Source organism: Hansschlegelia sp. KR7-227 (genome assembly GCF_049446035.1).
Taxonomy (GTDB): Bacteria; Pseudomonadota; Alphaproteobacteria; order Rhizobiales; family Methylopilaceae; genus Methylopila.
In genome coordinates this window covers 106,113-124,753 of the sequence record NZ_JBMSEA010000005.1, presented here as the reverse complement: position 1 = coordinate 124,753, position 18,641 = coordinate 106,113, and the positions used below count along the sequence as shown (strand labels likewise).

The window sequence follows — 18,641 nt, the reverse complement described above, 5'->3', positions numbered from 1 at the left end:
TGATGTCTCCTTGTGATGAAGGCGCGCGGCATCGACCTGCCGGCGAATACCGGCGGGAGCGATGGTCGCGGAAGGTTGCGGAAACGGGCTGCGGGGCCCCGGGGGTGTCAGCGGCGGATCGGTGTGATCGACATGCCGTCGTCAGTCATTGCGATCGTGAGATGCGTGGCTGCGGGAGCCGCAGCGATCAGTTTCACGAGCATTTCGGCGTCGAGAAACTCGATGCCGTCATCGCCGCCGAAATACTGACGCTTGTAGTGCCAGTAATCGGGGTTCGTCTTCGGGTCGCATTCCTCGGCGTAGATGACGAGCGAATGCTTCTGCCCCTCGGCAAGCTTGCCGTTGGACATGATGTAGACGCCCTCGTCGCCCACCAGCCAGACGCCGGGCTTCTCGTCCTTGCCGGGGGCAAGGCCGTAATGCGGGTTGCGGAAGCCGCCATTCAGGAAGGCGTCGATGCGCCCGCGCGTGATCACGGCGCGTACCGCCGTCACGGAGAAGGTGAATATGACCGCCTCCCTCATGCGGCGAGCGCGTCGGGCAGGTGGCGCAGCTGCACCGGCAGCTTCGCGGCGATCTCCACGTCCGTGAGCCGGTCAAGCAGGCGGAAATCCCGGCTTCGATCCGCGCCGTAGACGATGATGGTGCGCTTGCCGCGGTCCACGCGGGGAAAGCGCCAATCGGCATAGCTGCGATAGGGGTCGTGGGTGCTCGACCAGATGTGCTCGAGGCGCTCCTCGCGCGTCATCGCCCGGACGGGCCTGGACTCACGTTCCACGATTGCGGCTCGCATCCACTCCGGCGATTGCCGGTCGGTGAGGTCGCAATAGCCGTGGAAATAGCGGACGCGCTCGTCGATCTTCAGCTCGAAGAAGACGCTCGTGACGCTGCCGGTGAGGAATTCGCGCATGGCGAACATATCGCCGGGCATCCACAGCGGCGGGAGGACCTCGAACATGTAGGTGTGCTCGACCTGACCGATCTCGAACCACTCACCAGAATAGAGTGCGGTCGCGTCGCCGTGCGTGCGGTTCGGCCGCTGCGCATGGCGATCGAACATGCGAAACATCTGCCGGCGGTCGGCGGCGCCTTGATAGACCTTGCGGATCGAAGAGGGGATCATGGGGGCTCCTTTCAGCCTCGTCGGGCCGGAGCGCGGCTCACCCCTTCGGCTCGCCATCCTCTTCAGCCCTTCTGACCCCTCCTTCGTGGCCGCCTCTCCGGTCCGGCGGGTCAAGGGCCGCGGAACGCGGGCGAAGCCTCCCTTGACGCGCCGGCCGGGCATGCGGCACGTCATTCCTCCTTTTCCCGTTCCCCTTCTTTCCTCCCTTCAATCCGGCGCCGCTCGGCCGACCGGATCGCCGCGAGCGCCGCCTTGAACACCGCCGAGCCGCGTTCCTCCGAAAGATCAGCCGCGGCCGCGACGGCGACGCATGCGGCATGGACGTCGTCGCCGATTGCATCGGCCGGGAGCGCGGCGAGGGCCTCATCGCTTGCGATGATCTCGCCGATGGTCGCGCGCACCTCGCTCTCGTCGAAGGCGAGCAGGATGTGCGGCCGCGGCATCGAAGCATCCGGATCGGGATCACGCGCACCGGCGAGGATCGCCTCTGCCTTGGCGATGGCCGAGACCGCGCGGCCGGCCCAATAAGCGCTGCGCTGCGCGCCGCCCGTGCCACTCAGCACCTTGACGAGGCCGAGCAGGATCTCGAAATGATCGGCCTTGCGCTGCACCGTCTCATCGAAATGCGCCGGGACCGCCAGCGCCGCGCCGCTATACGCGCAGTCGCGGCCTTGCCAGGCGCCGGTGACATAGGTCTCGCCGGCCGATTCGTGGTCCTGCTTCGCGCATTCCCAGTCGTCATCCTCGATGGCAAGGCGGCAGGCCTGCGCCAGATCCGCGGCCTCATAGGTGCGCTGCCGATAGACCGGCAGGCGATAGGTGGTCTCGATCGTGAAGATGGGCATCGTTGTCGTCCTTCCCTTCAGGTGTTGCAAACACCCTTGGGGCGGCCGCCTCTCCGGTCCGGCGGGTCAAGGGCCGCGCACGCGGGCGAAGCCTCCCTTGACGCGCGGACCGGGCATGCGGCAGCGCCGACCTTCCTCTCGTTGGCGGATTTCATTCCTTGCTCGCTTCTCCCAGCCATAGAGTGTCAGCTGGCTGCCGCGAGCGGCTCCGCCGCGATCCGGGCGAGCAGGGCAATGAGGTCCTCGTTCCAATCGCCTGCGCGCGGCCGCGCGCGTGCGTAGGTGGCGCCCGTTTCGGCCGCGATTGCATGGATGCGCTGGGCGTAGACATCGCCCTGCCGATTGTTGTCGGTCGCGGCGACGAGATGAGTGTTTGCCCGCGCCGCCAAGCGGCGGATGGCTTCCTCGCTTGCCGGAGACCAGCCGCCTCCCGTGCTGACGTAAAGCGTGTCAGGACGCATGACCTGGATCGCAGCGAGACTCATGGCGTCGATCGCAGCTTCGGTGATGCAGATGCGCGAGGCGGCGGACGGGCCCAGCCGAAAGAGCTCCTTGCTGCCGCCGGTCGCGAAACCACGCCACTGAGGGCCGCGCTCCTCCCAGCCGAGTAGGGCGCCATCCTGACTGCGATGAGCCGCCCATATGCTGCCGTGGGGCCCCTCGCGGAGAACACCCTGGCCCACTGCCACGGCGACGACGGTGTCGGGTATCGCGCGGGTCTCGGTGAGATAGCGCCAGGCTTCCGAACCTGCCTGCGCGACGCGGCGGCGCGCCCAGCGATCGACGACCGAACTGGGCGGGCAGGAGCGGATCTCGCGCTGCCACGCGGGCGGGCTCGGAACGAACCCGACCAGCGATGCGACACGGGCGCAGGCTTCCGGAAAACCTTGAGCACCGAGATGCTCGGCCAGATCGAACACGTCACCCTTGGCGGTCGAGAGAGGGTCGAACCAACCGCGATCATTGTGGATGACAATGATGATGTTGGCGTCGCGGCGGAATTTCACGGCGCGCCGCGTGCTCTCCTTCAAATCGATTTTCCAGCCGTCCTGTTGAAGCAGCGCGGCGCAACCCACCCTGCTTCGCAATTCTTCGATTTCTTTCTTCTCCATAGCCATCACCGGGCGCGCCTCTCGCATACCCGGTCCTTTCTTCGGTTGACGTTCCTTCGCCTTATCGCGACGGCACGCCACCCGCCCGCCGCGAAGCGTGCCGGATGCAAGGGCGTGTTGACAAGCCGTCGCGTCATGAGAGCTCGGCCGCGGCGCAGCCTCCCTTGCATCAGGCGCCGCGCCAGCGGCATCGGTCGCCCGGCTCAACGAGCCGGGGACCAGGGATCATATTCGTGAATGACGGTGACGTCGTCTTCGTCGAGATCGGCCGTCGGCATGACGCCGAACGACCCGTCAACTTCGAACAAGGTGACAGGGACCATCAGGGTGCAGGCGAGATTGTGAGCGTGGTCTTGCGCGAGGGCGAGGTTGGTCGACATGGTGGGCTCCCGTCTTGCGGCGGGGACCATCCCCGCTCGACAGGCGCCGACAGGTTCGGGGGCGGCCGCGGTCACCTCGCAGGCACAGCCGCAGAGGTCGCACGCATGCGTAGCGAACCCCTCGTGGGTTGATCGTGGAAGGTCGCTGCAGAACCAGGAACGCCGTCTTGAGAGCGAAATGGTCATCGCCGGGCATGGAGGCGCCCACTTGACGACCCCATTGTCCCGACGCGGTGCTCACATTCCCAAGGCTGTACTCCCTGACTGACCGTCGCGCGCATGACGGACGAAGATCGATGAACAACCGGCAAGGTTACGCGGCCGCGACGGACAAGAGCGCTTCGCCGCGACGTCGCGTGGCCGCCGTTCGCAAGCGCAAGCCTGAAGCCTCGGCATCTTAGGCTTCCTTTTCTGCGTCAGGGATGGCTGCCCGGATGGGGGAAGACCCGCCGTCGGGGCTTCCGCGTAGCCGCCAGCCCGGCCCCGCAGGGGAGACGCCACACCCTCTGCGCAAGTTTCGTGATCAGCGCTATAAGGGACGGATGTGCAACGATTACGAGCAACATGTCCGCTGGGCCGAATACTGCAAGATGATGCAGGCGTTGGAACTCGGCGTTCCCACTCGGCAGTCGGAGCTCGATCTCCCTCTTGCCGACGACATCCGCATCAACGATGTCGGCCCGGTGATGTGCGCGACGGGCAACCTGATCGAACTCCTGCCGATGACCTTCAGCTTCCCGCCTGCGCGGTCAGCAGGAAAGCCGATCTTCAACTTCCGTTCGGAAGGGCGAAGCTTCAAGGAGAGCAATCGCTGTCTGATACCGGCCTCAGCGTTCTTCGAATTCACCGGCAAGGCATATCCAAAGGCCAAGCATCGATTCACGCTGAGGGGGTCTGCGATCACGGCGATCGCCGGCATCTGGCGTGAGGGGCAGGGCAACCATCCACCTTCGTTTGCTATGTTGACGACAGCACCCGGACCGGATGTCGAACCCATCCATGACCGACAGGTCGTCGTGCTCCGCCCGCAGGATTGGAGTGCGTGGATCTACTTGACGAAGCCGGAGGGTGAACTTCTGCGACCGTTGCCAGCGGGCTCACTCGATGTCGAGACGGTGCGGCGCGGTAAAGAATAGCGGGAATTGCTTGGTCGGTCTCCGCCTGCGGGCATCACCAGATACGCTCGGACCGCCATGAACCGTCATCGCTTTGAGCGGTCCGCCACCTTCGTGAGAGCACCCGTGGGCCCTTCGCCGTGCGATAGGCGGGGACAGAAAGCTGGATGGCATCGCCAGCGTGGTCCCACGCGGCGATCACGGTCACGCCATCGTCAAACTCGACAAGGCATGCGGCTCCTGCGCTTTGGCCGTCGTCGACGGTGACGCGACCTCGCCGGAAACGAAAGCGCATTGGCGGCATCCCAGGCCTGTCGCATTCCAATTCGCAGTATTACCGCCTCTTGCGCCCGAAATCCCCGCCGTCGCGCGCATTCCGGGACGAAGGCCGCAGCTGGGTAACCGACCCCTGTGGTCGCGTCTGCTTCGAGGGGCATGTTCCCCGGTTTTTGCCCGAAGGGGCATACCGCTCAACGGACGTGCATCGAAGGTTTACCGAAAACAGCTAGAAGCCGCGCGAACGAGCGGTTATGAGTCGTGTGGGGCAGTACGCGCTGCCCTGGGGCGTCGAAACCCCTACCAGCGGTTGGTGCCGGCCGTGACGGCACCGCACTCCTTGACCTTATGGTCGGGGAGCCTGTGGCGTATGCAACAGGCTTTTCCGAGCTAAAGGCCACAGGGCCGTCTGGTACGGTTTCGAACTCCCCGATCACCAAGAGTCAGAGAGGGTTCATTTGCGGGGGCGCACCGCAGACACATCCCAGCGGGGAAGGTCGGGTGGTTCAGGACGGAGAATGCGGATCGTCGCTCGAGTTGCAGGCGGTCTCGGCTCATCGCGCTTATGTCGAGGCGCTGGCGGCTTGGGAGCAGGTTTTCCACATGGCCTCGTGCCCGATCTGTCGGCCGGAAGGGCTCACCGTCGAGGAGCATGAACGGCGCTGCCACAACGCCGAGATTGAAAAGGAACGGCGCCGCGTTGCATTTCGGGATCTCTGCGATGAGCTCGGCTATGTGCCTGAAGGTCGAGGCATAGCGCTTTCTGCGCCGTCATGTCCGGCAGCGCGACGCATGGTGCGGCAGTCGGATGATGCGTGAGCGCGGTGTTTGGTGTGAGAAGGCGCGTGCGGCGCGTGCCTGGTGCCGATGCTGCCACGGACCATGGTGACAACCCGGCCTCGGGCTTGCCGCAATCCGGACACAGCTACCGCAATACTCACAGATGATTGCGAATCGATCGAGGCTCGGATGGCGTTGCTTGGCGGCCTGCTTCCAACCGATTGGGGACGCCGGCTGCTGAGCTGGGTCTTCATCGCATGGATCTCGGCGTTTGCCGGGGCGCATGTGCAGATTGGTCTCGCAGTTCAATCAGCCTCGCATCCGGTGGTTCATTCGGTCGGCGGGGACGGCGGGATGGTATCCGGAGAACCCCGATCCGCGATGATGCATGGGCATGAGTGCAACAGCCCGACATGCACATTGTGGGTTTCGCCACTGTCAAACCAAGCCATCGTCATTCTCCGGGATGTGAAAGCCGTTTTGCGCGCCCCTGACGAAGATGGCGCGGGTCTCGGGCCACTGGCCTTTGAGCGCCCGCCACGTGGCCCCGCGCTCGAAACGACATAGCGCGGGAATGTGCGCCGCTTGTAGCGGCGCAGGTTCCTTTCAGACACCATCCGGTCTTGCGGTCTCGCGGTGCTGCTCATGCCCTGTCCCATGGGGCGCGGCGGTCGGGACGTTATGCCTGCACGCACCAGTGGAGCGTCGCAGGACACGCCGCTTTTCGAAAGATCAATCATGAAGACGATCGTCTATACGCGACCTGCCCGTTGCATCACGGCGGTCAACTCTTGCGTCTGGATCGCCCTTTTTGCGACGGCGACGGTCGACGCCGGAATTGCTAGCGATGCTCAGCTCAGTGCAGCCCTGCTGGCCGCGCGATGTCCGGTCGCCAACATCGAGCAGGCTTATAAATCAGATGGGATCTCCGTCTTCAAAGTCGATTGCCAGCGCCCGGCTGAGCGGCGTCTTGTGGTCACTTGCACCCGAACGGCGTGCAGCGCCTCGGTCGAGCGCAACGACGACGAGGATGGATCATGATCGGCAGGTTGGAATTGGAGCTTAGCATTCCACGCGCCCACGTAGCGCCACGAGGGATCGGCAGGAGCCAGCTTTACGCCGTGGATAAGGCTTCAGCGTAGGCGTGCGGCGATCGCATTCATCTGTTCGATTTCACGCCGCTGTCCCTGCGAGATGTCCTGACACAGCTTGACCAGTTCCGGGTCCACGAGCTTGGCCTCGCGGCACATCAGGATAGCGCCGGAGTGGTGCGGGACCATGGACTGGATAAATTGGCGATCATCGACCAATGCCTGGCTGCGCGTGGCCCAGAACGAGCCGAGTGTCACCAGAGCAAAGACTGCATAAAGCACGATGTTCGTTCGCGCGTTCTGGTACATGCTGCCCATTGTGACGATCATCAGGATGCCCATCGGCGCCCACATGGTGAGCGCCATGTAGAGCATATTGATGTTGTTGCGGTAATCGGGCCAGCCGTCGATCATCGTGTACATGACCAGATACATCACGATCAGGCTCAACAACAGATTGAGGCCGAGCATCCAGTATGCGCGCGCCCCAGAATGACTGTGTCCCTGATGATGATGCGTCTCGCCCATCGGCCGTTACCTTCTTCTGGTTGGTTGTACGGGTCAGCTGTCGTGTTTGTGGCGCACCAAGGGAACGCATCGCAAGGATGATTGTTTCGGGCGACCCAGCCGCCCGTTGCGGCGGAGGGGCGAGAAGCAATCAATCCCGGACCGGGCAGGCCACCAAACTAAACCGCAAGAGCAGCGCGGCCAGGCGCCGGGGCCGGGCCGCGCCTTTCCGTCTCACGCCGCGGCCGCTGCCGGATAGCCGGCGCGCTGCAAGGCTGCCTCGAAATCGACGCGCGGCCGCTGGGATGCGACGTCGACCTTTCGGATGTTTGGATCGATGGTGACCTTGGCCTGGGCGTCCACACTCTGGATCGCCTTGGTGACGCTGCGGGCGCAGCCGCCGCAGGTCATGTTCTTGATGTGGAACTGCATGAGGATCTCCTTTTGGCTCTCATGCCCACTCAGATGGCGGTTTCCAGCGTGGGAAGGTCAAGGGGCTGCCGAAATCTTTTTTTGGCCTTGACCTTCCAACGACTGGAAGCCCCACCTTTCGCTCCAGACGAGAATAGTTGCGGAAGGATATCGTCATGAACGCACCGGTCAGGAACGGCTCCGCCGCCCGAAACGCGGTCATCTTGCCGGTCGACGGCATGAGCTGCGCGTCCTGCGTGGGACGCGTGGAAAAGGCGCTGAAGGCAGTGCCCGGCGTCGAAACCGCCAGCGTCAATCTCGCGACCGATAAGGCAGAGGTGAGGGGCTCCGGCCCGATCGCCTATCGGACGTTGGTCGCCGCAGTCGAGGAAGCCGGCTACGCCGTTCCGGCTACCCGGACGGAGCTCGCCATCGAGGGCATGACCTGCGCCTCCTGCGTTGCGCGGGTCGAGCGCGCCCTCGCCTCGGTTCCGGGTGTCGCGGCGGCGCGGGTCAACTTGGCCACCGAGCGCGCGACTGTCGAGGGATCGATCGACGCTGCCTTGCTGGTCCAGGCCGTGGAGGAGGCCGGCTACGACGCGCGGGTGGTGAGCGGTGGCGCCCCCGACCCGGCGACGGCGGCGCGCAAGGAGGCGGAGGCCGCCGGCCTGAAGCGGGATCTCCTCATCGCCGCGCTGCTGACGGCGCCCATCGTGGTGCTGGAGATGGGGTCGCACCTGGTTCCAGTGATCCACGACCTGATCATGCGCACCATTGGCATGCAGGCGAGCTGGTACATCCAGTTCACGCTGGCGACGTTGGTCCTGTTCGTCCCCGGACGGCGGTTCTACGCGAAGGGGTTGCCGGCGCTGGTGCGGCTGGCCCCCGATATGAGCTCTCTGGTCGCCGTCGGCACACTTGCGGCCTACCTTTATTCTCTCGTGGCCACCTTCGCGTCGGGCCTTCTGCCGCCTGGCACCGTGAACGTCTATTACGAAGCTGCCGCAGTGATTGTCACTCTGATCCTGCTCGGTCGCTTCCTCGAGGCGCGCGCGAAGGGACGGACGTCCGAGGCGATCAAGCGACTGGTCGGGTTGCAGCCGAGAATCGCGCATGTCCGGCGTGGCGACGGCGTTGTCGACGTGGACATTGCCGAGGTGGTGTCGGGAGACGTGGTCGAGGTCCGACCCGGCGAGCGCGTGCCGATCGACGGCGAGGTCATCCAGGGTGAAAGCTACATCGATGAATCGATGATCACCGGCGAGCCGATCCCCGTGGTGAAGGTTGCCGGCAGCAACGTCGTTGGCGGCACCGTCAACCAGAAGGGCGCGCTGAGCGTGCGGGCAAGCGCCGTCGGCGATGCGACTGTGCTCGCGCAAATCATTCGGATGGTCGAGGAGGCGCAAGGCTCGAAGCTGCCCATCCAGGCCTTGGTGGATCGGGTGACGATGTGGTTCGTGCCGGCGGTCATGGCGGTGGCCGCCGCGACATTCGCCATATGGCTCATCTTCGGGCCGGATCCGGCATTGACCTTTGCCGTGGTCAATGCGGTCGCCGTTCTCATCGTTGCCTGCCCCTGCGCGATGGGACTCGCCACGCCGACCTCAATCATGGTCGGCACCGGCCGCGGCGCCGAGATGGGCGTCCTGTTCCGAAAGGGCGAGGCGTTGCAATTGCTGAAGGATGCCAAGGTCGTCGCGCTCGACAAGACGGGCACGGTGACGGAGGGTCGCCCGGTCCTCACCGATCTCGGCGTGGCCGATGGATTCGAGCGTAGCGACGTGCTGGCGCTGGTCGCCGCTGTGGAGGCCAAGTCCGAGCATCCGATTGCGCGGGCGATCGTGGATATGGCAACGAATGAGAGGCTTCGCCTCCCGGACGTCAGCCGGTTCGAGTCACTGACCGGCTTCGGCGTCACCGCGGAGGCGGGCGGGGTCCGTGTGGAGATCGGCGCCGATCGCTACATGCGCTCGCTGGGCATCGATGTCGCGCCGTTTGCGGCGACTGCCAGCCAGCTCGCCGACGAGGGCAAGTCGCCGCTCTATGCCGCGATCGGCGGAAGGCTGGCCGCGATCATCGCGGTCGCCGATCCGATCAAGGCCTCGAGCCCCGATGCAATCGCGGCCTTGCATGGTCTCGGACTGAAGGTGGCAATGATCACCGGCGACAATGCCCGCACCGCCGACGCTATCGCGCGCCAGCTCGGCATCGACGAGGTCGTCGCGGAAGTGCCGCCGGAAGGCAAGGTCGAAGCGGTCCGTCGCCTCAAGCAAGCCTATGGTCGGCTGGCCTTCGTCGGCGACGGCATCAATGATGCGCCGGCGCTGGCGGAGGCGGATGTCGGCCTCGCGGTCGGTACAGGCACCGACATTGCGATCGAGGCAGCCGACGTGGTGTTGATGTCGGGCAGCATCAAGGGTGTCGCGGATGCGTTCGCCCTGTCGAAAGCCACGATCGGCAATATCCGGCAGAACCTGTTCTGGGCGTTCGCTTATAACATCCTGCTGATTCCGGTTGCCGCCGGCGTGCTCTATCCGGCGTTCGGCATCCTGCTGTCGCCGGTGCTGGCTGCAGGCGCGATGGCGCTCTCGAGCGTCTTCGTGCTCGGCAACGCGTTGCGGCTGCGGCGCTTCCGTCCGGGAGTCGTGCCTGGCGCCCATCACAAATCGGACGACGGCGAGGGACGCGCATCGCGCTCTTCTGCGGCGTTGGAAAGGAGCGCGGCATGAATATCGGCGAGGCGGCGCGCGCTTCAGGCGTCAGCGCGAAGATGATCCGGTACTATGAGCAGAGTGGGCTTATCCCCAAGGCAGGCAGAACGACGGCCGGCTATCGCGACTACTCAGCCACCGACGTGCACATGCTGCGTTTCGTGAGGCGGTCGCGCGACCTCGGCTTCACGATGGCGGAGATCGAGGACCTGTTGCAGCTGTGGCGGGACCGCAGCCGGCAAAGCGCCGATGTGAAACGGATCGCGCTCGCACGCATTGCTGACCTGCGCCGGCGCATCCAGGAGATGGAGGACATGGCGGCGACGCTGGAGCATCTGGCGTCATGCTGCTCGGGAGACAACCGGCCCGACTGCCCGATCCTTGCGGATCTGGAACAGGGCGAGCTCGCCAAGCCGCGGCGTTCGCGGGGCGCCATCGATCGATCGCCATGACGCTACTTCAGATTATATTCGCACCGAAGGAGAACACCGTGAACTTCAGCCGCCGGACACTCATGAGCCTTGCCGCGGGACTTGGCGCATCGCTCGTCACGATTGGCAGCACATCCGTGTCGGCTTCGGGCACCTCGATCGAGGTGACGCGCTCGCCGAGCTGCGGCTGCTGCTCGGCCTGGATCGCCCATCTTCGTCGGGCTGGGTTTTCCATCGAGGAAAAGCTGCTGGACGATCTCACGCCTTTCAAGGCGCGGCTCGGCGTGCCGGACGATCTGCAATCCTGCCACACAGCGATGGTCGGGGGCTACGTGATCGAGGGTCATGTTCCGGCGCAGGAGATTTTGCGCGTTCTTGCCCAACGGCCGACTGCGACAGGCCTTGCGGTCGCCGGCATGCCTATCGGCTCTCCCGGCATGGAGACCGGCGGTCCACCGGACCGATACGACGTGGTGCTCTTTGGTGCGCGCGGGCGGCAGATCTTTGCGCGCTACTGAAAGGTGCGGCGGGCGCTGATCTTTAACATCCATCAACGATGACCGGCCACCTCAGGCCCATGCTGCCGGGCGCCTGGTGAGGTCAGACATTGAAGAAGGAGCCCGACGATCATGTCCGAAACCCACGCCGCTGCCGAGCAGGATATCCTTCGGCCGAAGATTGAGCTGCGCGCCTATGAGATCTGGGTGCACGAGGGCTGTCCGGAAGGCCACGATCTGGAGCACTGGCTGCGCGCCGAATCCGAGATCGTCGGAGAGGGACCTAGCCCGGAGGCGACGGACGAAGCTGCCGTGGCAAGCAAGAAGAAGAAATAGTTCGTCGTCCGACCGAAGCGCGCCGACGCGTGGGGCCGGCCTCATGCCGGAGGTGCACAGTTGAATTTCCTCGATCGATCGATCCGTCGCGCGCGGTTTGCCTATTTCTCGATGGAGATCGCGCTTCGCACCGAGATGCACACCTACAGTGGCGGGCTGGGTGTGCTCGCCGGGGATTCGGCACGCTCGGCGGCGGACCTCGATCTGCCTATGGTGTTCGTCACGCTCGTGAGCCGCCAGGGTTACGTGCGGCAGGAGATCGACGCGCGCCATGCGCAAGTCGGTCATCCCGATCCGTGGTCGCCGCAGGACTTTGCGACGGCGTTGCCACAGATGGTGGCCGTATCGATCGAAGGGCGTTCCGTCTGGGTGCGCCCGTGGCTTCATGCATTGGAATGCCCCCTCGGGCATGTCATTCCAGTTCTGCTGCTCGACACCGATCTCGATCAGAATGCGATCGAGGACCGCCGGATCACCGATGCGCTCTATGGCGGCGATCAAGCTTATCGACTGAAGCAGGAGATCGTGCTCGGGATCGGCGGTCAGAGCGTGCTGCGCGCGCTCGGCTTCAGCATCGAGAAATATCATCTCAATGAAGGTCATGCGGCCCTGCTGACCTTGCCCCTGCTGCGCGCGACCCAGCAACTCGACGGTGGCCGCGCCGCGGACCCGATGCTTGGCTATGACATCCCGGGAGTCCGGGAGCGGTGCGTGTTCACGACGCACACGCCGGTGGAAGCCGGCTTCGACAAGTTCGATTATGACCTCGTTCAGCGTGTGCTTGGCGACTATGTCGAGCGCGATGTCCTGACGCGCCTCGCCGGCTCTGATCGGCTCAACATGACTCGTTTGGCGATGAACCTCAGCGGCTATGTGAACGGCGTCGCGCGCCGGCACGCCGAGACGACGCGAAAGCTCTTTCCAGGTTATACGATCGCCTCGATCACCAACGGCGTTCATGTGCATCGATGGACGCATGGCGCAATCGCCAGGCTCTTCGAGCAGCAGTTTTCCAATTGGGCGCATGAGCCGGAAGTGCTCGCCTTCGCCGATCAAATCGACGATGGGGCACTGTGGTCGGCCCACGAGGAAGCCAAGAGCGATCTGCTGGCGCGGATCGCTCAGACAAACCGGAGGCAGTTGCGTCTCGACCTGCCGCTGATTGGATATGCGCGGCGCATGACGGCCTACAAACGCCCCGAACTCATTTTCTCCGACATGGGAAGGCTGCGCGAGATCGCCAAAGGTCAACCGTTCCAGATCGTTCTCGCCGGCCTGGCGCATCCGAGCGACGGCGGCGGGCAGGAGGCGATCCGGGCGCTTGGAGCGCATATCGATGCGCTCGACGGCGTGATCCCTGCCGCGTTCATACCCGGTTATAATCTCGACATCGGCGCGGCTTTGGTGGCCGGCTGCGATGTGTGGTTGAACACGCCGCAGCCGCCGCTCGAGGCATCGGGCACCAGCGGCATGAAAGCGGCCATCAACGGCGCGCTCAATCTGAGCGTCCTTGATGGCTGGTGGGTCGAGGGATGCGTCGACGGCGTGACGGGCTGGTCGATCGCCGGCAACGGCGCCGAGGCGAGCGATGCGGGCGCGCTTTACCAGAAGCTGCGGGATGTGGTGCTCCCGCTCTATCACAGTGATCGTGGACGCTGGATCTGGATGATGAAGCAGGCGATCAGCAAGATCGGCCCGTCCTTCAATTCTCATCGGATGATGCGGCGCTACGTCACCGAAGCCTATCTGCGTTGACGGGGGACGAGCGATGTATGTGCGCGATGTGATGTCGACCCGGCTGGTGACGATCAGCCCCGAGCACAGCGTCTGGCACGCAGCGCAGATCATGCTCGCCGAACATGTCAGCGGCCTGCCGGTGCTCGATGACGGCGGGGCCTTGGTCGGCTTGGTGACCGAGGGCGACCTGCTGCGACGCTCCGAGCTTGGAACACCGCTCGGCGAGGGAGGGGCGCCGGAGCGCGCCCGTGCCTATGTCCAAAGCCGGAGCTGGAAGGTTGGCGCGCTGATGTCGTCGCCAGTCCTCACGATCGGGGAAGACGCCCCGCTATCCAAGGCGGCGATGCTGCTCGGCGTTCACCGGATCAAGCGCCTGCCGGTTGTCCGCGACCCGCAGTTGGTGGGCATCGTCAGCCGGGCGGATCTGCTCAAGGTCATCGCAACGGGCGGGCCGGACGCCGAAATCAGGGGCGACGAGGCGGTCCGCCGCGCGCTACACGCCCGCCTCGCGGAGGCCGGGAACGTCTTGAGCCGTCAGCCGGAACTTCACGTCGAGGCTGGCAGGGTGCGCGTGGCCGGCGCAATGGGATCGCCCGCAGAGCTCGAGGTCGTGCGGATGGTGGTCGACAGCGTCGTCGGATCGGGGTTTAAGGACGAACTGACGGTCGAGAAGGAGCGTGAATGAGGGTTGTTCTGTTCGAGGCGGAGGATTGGGAAAAGAAGGCTTGCGCAACACTGATGCGCCTGCACGATGTCCGCTGCACGACAGTTCCGCTCAACATCTCGACAGTCGATGACTTCAAGGATGCCGAGGCAATCAGCCCCTTCGTGGCCTCGCGCCTCGATGCCCGCATCATCAACCGACTGCCCGATCTGAAGCTCATTGCGACCCGATCGGCGGGATACGATCATATCGACCTCGACGCCTGCCGCGAACAGGGGGTCGCCGTTGCCAATGTCCCGGACTATGGGGATGCGACGGTCGCCGAGCATGCCTTCGCGCTCCTGCTGGCGCTCGCCCGCAACATTGTCGAGAGCGTTGCGCTGACCCGCCGTGGCGGCTTCTCGATGGCTGGAGTGCGCGGTCTCGAATTGCGCGACAAGGTCATCGCGGTCGTCGGGACGGGGCGCATCGGCCGCCGCACGATTGAGATCGCGCGCGGCTTCGGCATGAAGGTGTTGGCCTTCGACCAAGTCGAGGACCACGCGGCCGCGACGCGGCTGGGATTCACCTATGGCGCGCTCGACGAAATCCTGGCGCTCGCCGATGTCGTGACGCTGCATGTGCCGTCATCGCCGACGACCGTGGGACTGATCGGCGACCAGCAGTTCGCAACCATGAAGGATGGCGCCATCCTCATCAACACGGCGCGCGGCAACGTGGTCGATACCGAGGCGCTGGTGCGGGCGCTGGCAAGCGGCAAGCTGCGGGCGGCTGGTCTCGACGTGTTACCCCAGGAGCCGCTGATCCGGGAAGAAGCCGAGATCTTCCGCCAGGACAAGGCGGTTGATGCGTCCGATCTCAAGGCGCTGGTCGCCAACCATGTGCTGCTGCGATTTCCGAACGTTCTGATCACGCCGCACAATGCCTACAACACCGACTCTGCTCTCCGGCGGATCATAGAGACCACTATCGCCAACATCGAAGGGTTCGCGGCGGGTCGCTCCGTCAACCTGGTCCAGGCTGGCTGAGATGTGCCTGTCCGCAGAGGTCAGTCTGGGCGCCGCGGCCGTTCTCATCCCGACCGGGGCGGTTGCCGCCGCCTCCGCCTGGCGGCGGGATCGCCGCTACCTGATGATCGCGACTCTGCCTTTTCTCTTCGGACTGCAGCAATTGGTGGAAGGGCTGATCTGGATTGAGGGCCGTGCCGGCAATGCGCATCACGTCGCACAATACTCGCTCCTCTATATGTTTTTCACCTGGATCGCCTGGCCGATTTGGGTGCCGGTCTCGGCCTATTTCCTCGAAAGCGGCGCGCGGCGGAACGTCATCCTGCTGTTCGTCATCGCCGGCGCGATGCTGGGCGGCCTGCAGTTCATTCCGTACTTTGTTCACGACGGCTGGTTGACGACGACCTTCCTGCGTTGGGCCGTCCGCTACCAGGACATCAACCTGCTCGACGGGCTCGTGTCGCGGACCGTGACCTACGCGGTCTACGTGAGCGTCATCATTGTCCCGTTCCTGCTGGTGCGCGGCTGGGAGATCAAGGTGTTCGGCCTGCTCGTCGCTGCCGTCCTCATCGTCACCTATGTGTTCTTTTCCTTCGCCTATATTTCGGTATTCTGCTTTGGCGGTGCGGTGATCTCCGCCTATTTGCTGGCGCTGATGTGGCGCCGGCGGCGGCCCACGCCCGCCTTGGCGTGATCGCGCGGGAGCTTCAGCGCCGCCAGAGCGAGTTCGCCGATCGCACGACGCGACGGCAAAGCCAGAGCGCCACGGCTAATCCGGCCAGGGCGGCTGCTGGCACGCCGAGCACGACCGGTCCGACGCGCGCCAGCGCGAGCAGCGCGGAGGCGATGAGGATGCCGATCGCCAGGAGCGCCAGCGCCATGAGTCCCGCGCGTCGATCAAGCCCCCGCTCCATCTCTTCCGAATGCTCGACGCGCAGGCCGAAAGCTGGTGTTTTTCCGTCTTCATGGGCGCGATGCAGGAGCGAGGCCAGCAGCGCGGGCAGGTCCTGGGCTGAAAGCGCCAGCTCGGTCTTGAGACGCGCCATCGCGGCGCGATCGGGCCGGCCGCCCAGGGTGTGAGCGATAGCGGCCTCGCCCTTGGCGATGAGGTTGTCAAGGACGTTGAAGTCCGGATCCAGCCGGCGCAGGCAACCCTCGATGAGGAAGAGCGCGCGCACCAGGACCATGAGATTGTAGGGCACGGCGACATGGGCGCCATCGCCGAGCCGCATCACTCTGAGGAAGGCATCGGCGATCGACCAATCCTTCAGCGGCAGCGATGAATAGTCGCTGAGTATCTCTTCGATGCCCCGCACGAAAGGCGTTCGTTCCGCCTTGCGGTCGATCAGAGAAAGCTCGATTGCCGCGTCGAGCATCCATCCGGCGTCCTGTTGAACGAAGGCCTGAAGGAAGATCCCGAGGTTGCGCCGAGTCGTGCGATCGAGATAACCGACGAGCCCGAAATCATGAAAGCAGAGTCGACCGTCCTCCATCAGGAAGAGGTTGCCGGGATGCGGATCGCCATGAAAGAGCCCGTCTTCAACAGCTGCTCGAGATAGAAATCGACCAGAACGCCCGCGATCCTGGGACCGTCCCGCACCGCGACTGGATCCTCGATCGATCGGCCATGGCTCATCACCTGGACGAGGATCGCCTCGCTGCACAGCGCTTCGAACGCTGCGGGCACATAGACGTCCGAGCGCTGTTTGTAGGCCTCGCCGAAGCGGCGGATGTTGCGGGCTTCCTGTAGGAGGTCCGTCTCGCGAATGAGATTGTCCCACATCTCGCCGGCAAGGCGCTGGAGTTGAAAGCGGCGCAGGCCGGGAACCAATGCGCCGGCGCATTTGGCAACGACAGTCAGAATGCGCATGTCGCCGTCGATGCGCTCGCGCATCTGCGGGCGCCGGATCTTCACGATCACGTCCTGTCCGTCGCGCAGGTGGCGCGATGGACCTGGGCGATCGAGGCAGCGGCGAAAGGTTCGCTCTCGAATGTCCGGAAGACCTCGTCAAGCGGGCGTCGCAGGGCGCGGTCCAGCTCGCGCTTGGCCTCCTGCGCCGAGAACGGCCGGGCATGCTCGCGCAGGTCCCGCAACTGCCTCAGATAGGGCTCCGGGAGGAGGTCTGGCCGCATGCTGAGGGCCTGGCCGACCTTGAGGAAGGTCGCGCCAAGATCGTCGAGCGCCCGGCGCAGGCGCAGCGGCAGGGCCGACGCATCGGCGCTGACGCCGCGACGGCGCCCAGATAGAGCAGGATCAGCGAGGATGCTGAGGCAACGATCTTGAAGAAACGGGCTATCACTTAGGGGGCGGCCCGTATTGATCACGGACTCCGGCCATCGCGTCAGAAAAACCGCTGCCGAATGCCGAGGGAGGCATTCGTGCGCGCGATGGAGCTGTGAGCGTCCGATGCGAGACCGGTCAGCGCGCGGATCGCGTCGATCGTCTCGGGAATGACGATGGCCTGATTGTCGACCATATAGGCATAGAACAGCTCGTCGCCTTCCGTGCGTAGCATGTCTTCCCAAAGCGCCACTTCGTAGAGATTGTCGCGTGGGCGGTCGAGGTCGGCCATCAGCTCCTTGACGGTGTTAATGGCGGTGAGGCCGTCCGCGGTTCGGATCAGCGCGATCCGCGACGATTCCCTGAAGGCCTGAAGCACCTCTTCCTTCTCTGCCGGGCGTGTCAGCTGCACCACCCAGTAATGGAGGTGCGCAAGCGTTTCCGGCACCTTGACGGCCATGGTGACGACATCGAGCTCCGGATCGACGCTTCGTGCATCCGGGCCCTGATGGCTTGGGATTTCCCCCTCGGGAACGAGCGTGTTCATGATGCCGCCCGCATCGCTTTCCCAGGGGTCGGTGGCGCGCCTGAGGAGCGTGCCGCGCGCTCGCTTCAGAAGACCGGCGCGCTTCAGCGCTGACAGCGTGCGGACGATGGAGGTGGTGTTGCACGACACGACACGCGTCGATTCCCGGCCGACCGCTGTCGTAAAGGAACTGTCTGCAACGAAGGAGTGCCCTGTGACGGCGTGCTTTTCGCCGCCATGCACGATGAACTTGATGCCGCGGGCGCGGTAATGCTGGACGTTGGCGGCGCCGACGCGCTTGGGTGTGCAGTCGACGATGATGTCGACGGCTTGCACGAGCGCCTTGAGGGTGCCGGCGACCGCAAGGCCAGCCTGGTTCATGCTGCGGGCCGTCTCCTCGGAGGCTCCGTAGAGTGTAATCCCTTTGTGGTCCAACGAGCGCAGGCGCCAGTCACTGGCGACATCGCATACGCCGACGAGTTCCATGTCATCCTGCAAACGCACGGCATCGGCGACGCGCTTGCCAATCACGCCATAGCCATTGACCGCAACGCGGACGGGACTGCGTCCTATCATTGAAGCGCCCTTCGTGAAGTTTGCCTGACCTAGGGACCACCGCCAGTCCTGTCGATCGGTGGAAATCGCCTCGACATCATCTTGTTGCCGCCGCATGAGCCTGCGCGCGTCGTCGCAAGTCATCCTTGATCGAGGTTAAGGAAACGCGTTTCCGGGTCCTAGCTTTATGACTGCTCGCCAGCGGCGAAGCGCCGAGTGTCTGCGGGCATTGTCCTGGCAAGGGATTGGGGGCCGT

Annotated in this window: 19 protein-coding genes and 1 pseudogene; 11 read left to right on the top strand and 9 right to left on the bottom strand. The window is 64.6% G+C overall.

Annotation, left to right across the window (positions count from 1 at the left end):
* Positions 1–107: 107 nt before the first annotated feature.
* From ACO2RJ_RS20760 to ACO2RJ_RS20740, 5 genes are all read right to left on the bottom strand, one after another.
* Complete coding sequence (locus ACO2RJ_RS20760; RefSeq protein ID WP_128778437.1) at positions 108–509, bottom strand: DUF3085 domain-containing protein; 402 nt, start codon at positions 507–509, stop codon at positions 108–110.
* An 11-nt stretch (positions 510–520) separates the two neighbouring features.
* Positions 521–1,123 carry a DUF1419 domain-containing protein gene (locus ACO2RJ_RS20755; protein WP_423269981.1) on the bottom strand — a complete coding sequence of 201 codons (603 nt, stop codon included), beginning with the start codon at positions 1,121–1,123 and terminating at the stop codon, positions 521–523.
* Positions 1,124–1,293: 170 nt separating this feature from the next.
* Complete coding sequence (locus ACO2RJ_RS20750) at positions 1,294–1,968, bottom strand: hypothetical protein (RefSeq protein ID WP_128778436.1); 675 nt, start codon at positions 1,966–1,968, stop codon at positions 1,294–1,296.
* Positions 1,969–2,153: 185 nt separating this feature from the next.
* Positions 2,154–3,080, bottom strand: a complete 927-nt coding sequence (locus ACO2RJ_RS20745; protein WP_128778351.1) for a DUF3991 and toprim domain-containing protein — start codon at positions 3,078–3,080, stop codon at positions 2,154–2,156.
* Between the two features lie 203 nt (positions 3,081–3,283).
* Positions 3,284–3,460, bottom strand: a complete 177-nt coding sequence (locus tag ACO2RJ_RS20740) for a hypothetical protein (RefSeq protein ID WP_164919619.1) — start codon at positions 3,458–3,460, stop codon at positions 3,284–3,286.
* 542 nt (positions 3,461–4,002) lie between these two features.
* Between ACO2RJ_RS20740 and ACO2RJ_RS20735 the strand changes: the two genes are divergently transcribed.
* The 3 genes from ACO2RJ_RS20735 to ACO2RJ_RS20725 all read left to right on the top strand — a co-directional run bounded on the left by ACO2RJ_RS20735 (position 4,003) and on the right by ACO2RJ_RS20725 (position 6,672).
* A complete protein-coding gene (locus tag ACO2RJ_RS20735) occupies positions 4,003–4,596 on the top strand; it encodes an SOS response-associated peptidase family protein (RefSeq protein ID WP_128778350.1) in 594 nt (197 codons plus the stop codon).
* 756 nt (positions 4,597–5,352) lie between these two features.
* The gene (locus ACO2RJ_RS20730; protein ID WP_245479725.1) at positions 5,353–5,670 is read left to right on the top strand and encodes a transcriptional repressor TraM; all 318 of its coding nucleotides are present in this window, start codon (positions 5,353–5,355) and stop codon (positions 5,668–5,670) included.
* A gap of 699 nt (positions 5,671–6,369) precedes the next feature.
* Entirely contained in the window at positions 6,370–6,672 is a 303-nt protein-coding gene (locus ACO2RJ_RS20725; protein WP_128778348.1) for a hypothetical protein, read from the top strand.
* Positions 6,673–6,764: 92 nt separating this feature from the next.
* Here the strand turns inward: ACO2RJ_RS20725 and ACO2RJ_RS20720 are convergent, their stop codons facing one another.
* The gene (locus tag ACO2RJ_RS20720) at positions 6,765–7,193 is read right to left on the bottom strand and encodes a DUF305 domain-containing protein (protein ID WP_244624036.1); all 429 of its coding nucleotides are present in this window, start codon (positions 7,191–7,193) and stop codon (positions 6,765–6,767) included.
* A 270-nt stretch (positions 7,194–7,463) separates the two neighbouring features.
* Entirely contained in the window at positions 7,464–7,661 is a 198-nt protein-coding gene (locus tag ACO2RJ_RS20715) for a heavy-metal-associated domain-containing protein (RefSeq protein WP_128778346.1), read from the bottom strand.
* Between the two features lie 155 nt (positions 7,662–7,816).
* Here ACO2RJ_RS20715 and ACO2RJ_RS20710 point away from each other — a divergent pair, with 155 nt between their 5' ends.
* The 8 genes from ACO2RJ_RS20710 (at position 7,817) to ACO2RJ_RS20675 (ending at position 15,717) form a co-directional block, all read left to right on the top strand.
* Positions 7,817–10,369: a heavy metal translocating P-type ATPase gene (locus tag ACO2RJ_RS20710; protein ID WP_128778345.1), complete on the top strand. Its 2,553-nt coding sequence runs from the start codon at positions 7,817–7,819 to the stop codon at positions 10,367–10,369.
* Positions 10,366–10,803, top strand: a complete 438-nt coding sequence (gene cueR / locus ACO2RJ_RS20705; RefSeq protein WP_128778344.1) for a Cu(I)-responsive transcriptional regulator — start codon at positions 10,366–10,368, stop codon at positions 10,801–10,803. Before ACO2RJ_RS20710 ends, cueR begins: the two co-directional genes overlap by 4 nt.
* Positions 10,804–10,865: 62 nt before the next feature.
* Positions 10,866–11,300 carry a DUF411 domain-containing protein gene (locus ACO2RJ_RS20700; RefSeq protein ID WP_128778435.1) on the top strand — a complete coding sequence of 145 codons (435 nt, stop codon included), beginning with the start codon at positions 10,866–10,868 and terminating at the stop codon, positions 11,298–11,300.
* A 111-nt stretch (positions 11,301–11,411) separates the two neighbouring features.
* A complete protein-coding gene (locus ACO2RJ_RS20695; RefSeq protein ID WP_128778343.1) occupies positions 11,412–11,615 on the top strand; it encodes a DUF2934 domain-containing protein in 204 nt (67 codons plus the stop codon).
* A gap of 60 nt (positions 11,616–11,675) precedes the next feature.
* Positions 11,676–13,370, top strand: coding sequence for an alpha-glucan family phosphorylase (gene glgP / locus ACO2RJ_RS20690; RefSeq protein WP_206659558.1), 1,695 nt, complete (start codon positions 11,676–11,678; stop codon positions 13,368–13,370).
* A 13-nt stretch (positions 13,371–13,383) separates the two neighbouring features.
* Positions 13,384–14,037 (top strand): CBS domain-containing protein, encoded by a 654-nt coding sequence (locus ACO2RJ_RS20685; RefSeq protein ID WP_128778342.1) that lies wholly within the window; start codon positions 13,384–13,386, stop codon positions 14,035–14,037.
* Positions 14,034–15,044: a hydroxyacid dehydrogenase gene (locus tag ACO2RJ_RS20680; protein ID WP_128778341.1), complete on the top strand. Its 1,011-nt coding sequence runs from the start codon at positions 14,034–14,036 to the stop codon at positions 15,042–15,044. The genes ACO2RJ_RS20685 and ACO2RJ_RS20680 overlap by 4 nt, the downstream gene beginning before the upstream one ends.
* A 1-nt stretch (position 15,045) precedes the next feature.
* Positions 15,046–15,717 (top strand): DUF6629 family protein, encoded by a 672-nt coding sequence (locus ACO2RJ_RS20675; RefSeq protein WP_128778340.1) that lies wholly within the window; start codon positions 15,046–15,048, stop codon positions 15,715–15,717.
* A 13-nt stretch (positions 15,718–15,730) separates the two neighbouring features.
* Here the strand turns inward: ACO2RJ_RS20675 and ACO2RJ_RS20670 are convergent.
* Both ACO2RJ_RS20670 and ACO2RJ_RS20665 read right to left on the bottom strand, forming a co-directional pair.
* Positions 15,731–17,156, bottom strand: a pseudogene (locus ACO2RJ_RS20670) (ABC1 kinase family protein).
* 209 nt (positions 17,157–17,365) lie between these two features.
* On the bottom strand, positions 17,366–18,529 hold the full coding sequence (locus tag ACO2RJ_RS20665) for a type II glyceraldehyde-3-phosphate dehydrogenase (RefSeq protein ID WP_245479723.1): 1,164 nt from the start codon (positions 18,527–18,529) through the stop codon (positions 17,366–17,368).
* Positions 18,530–18,641 lie beyond the last annotated feature (112 nt).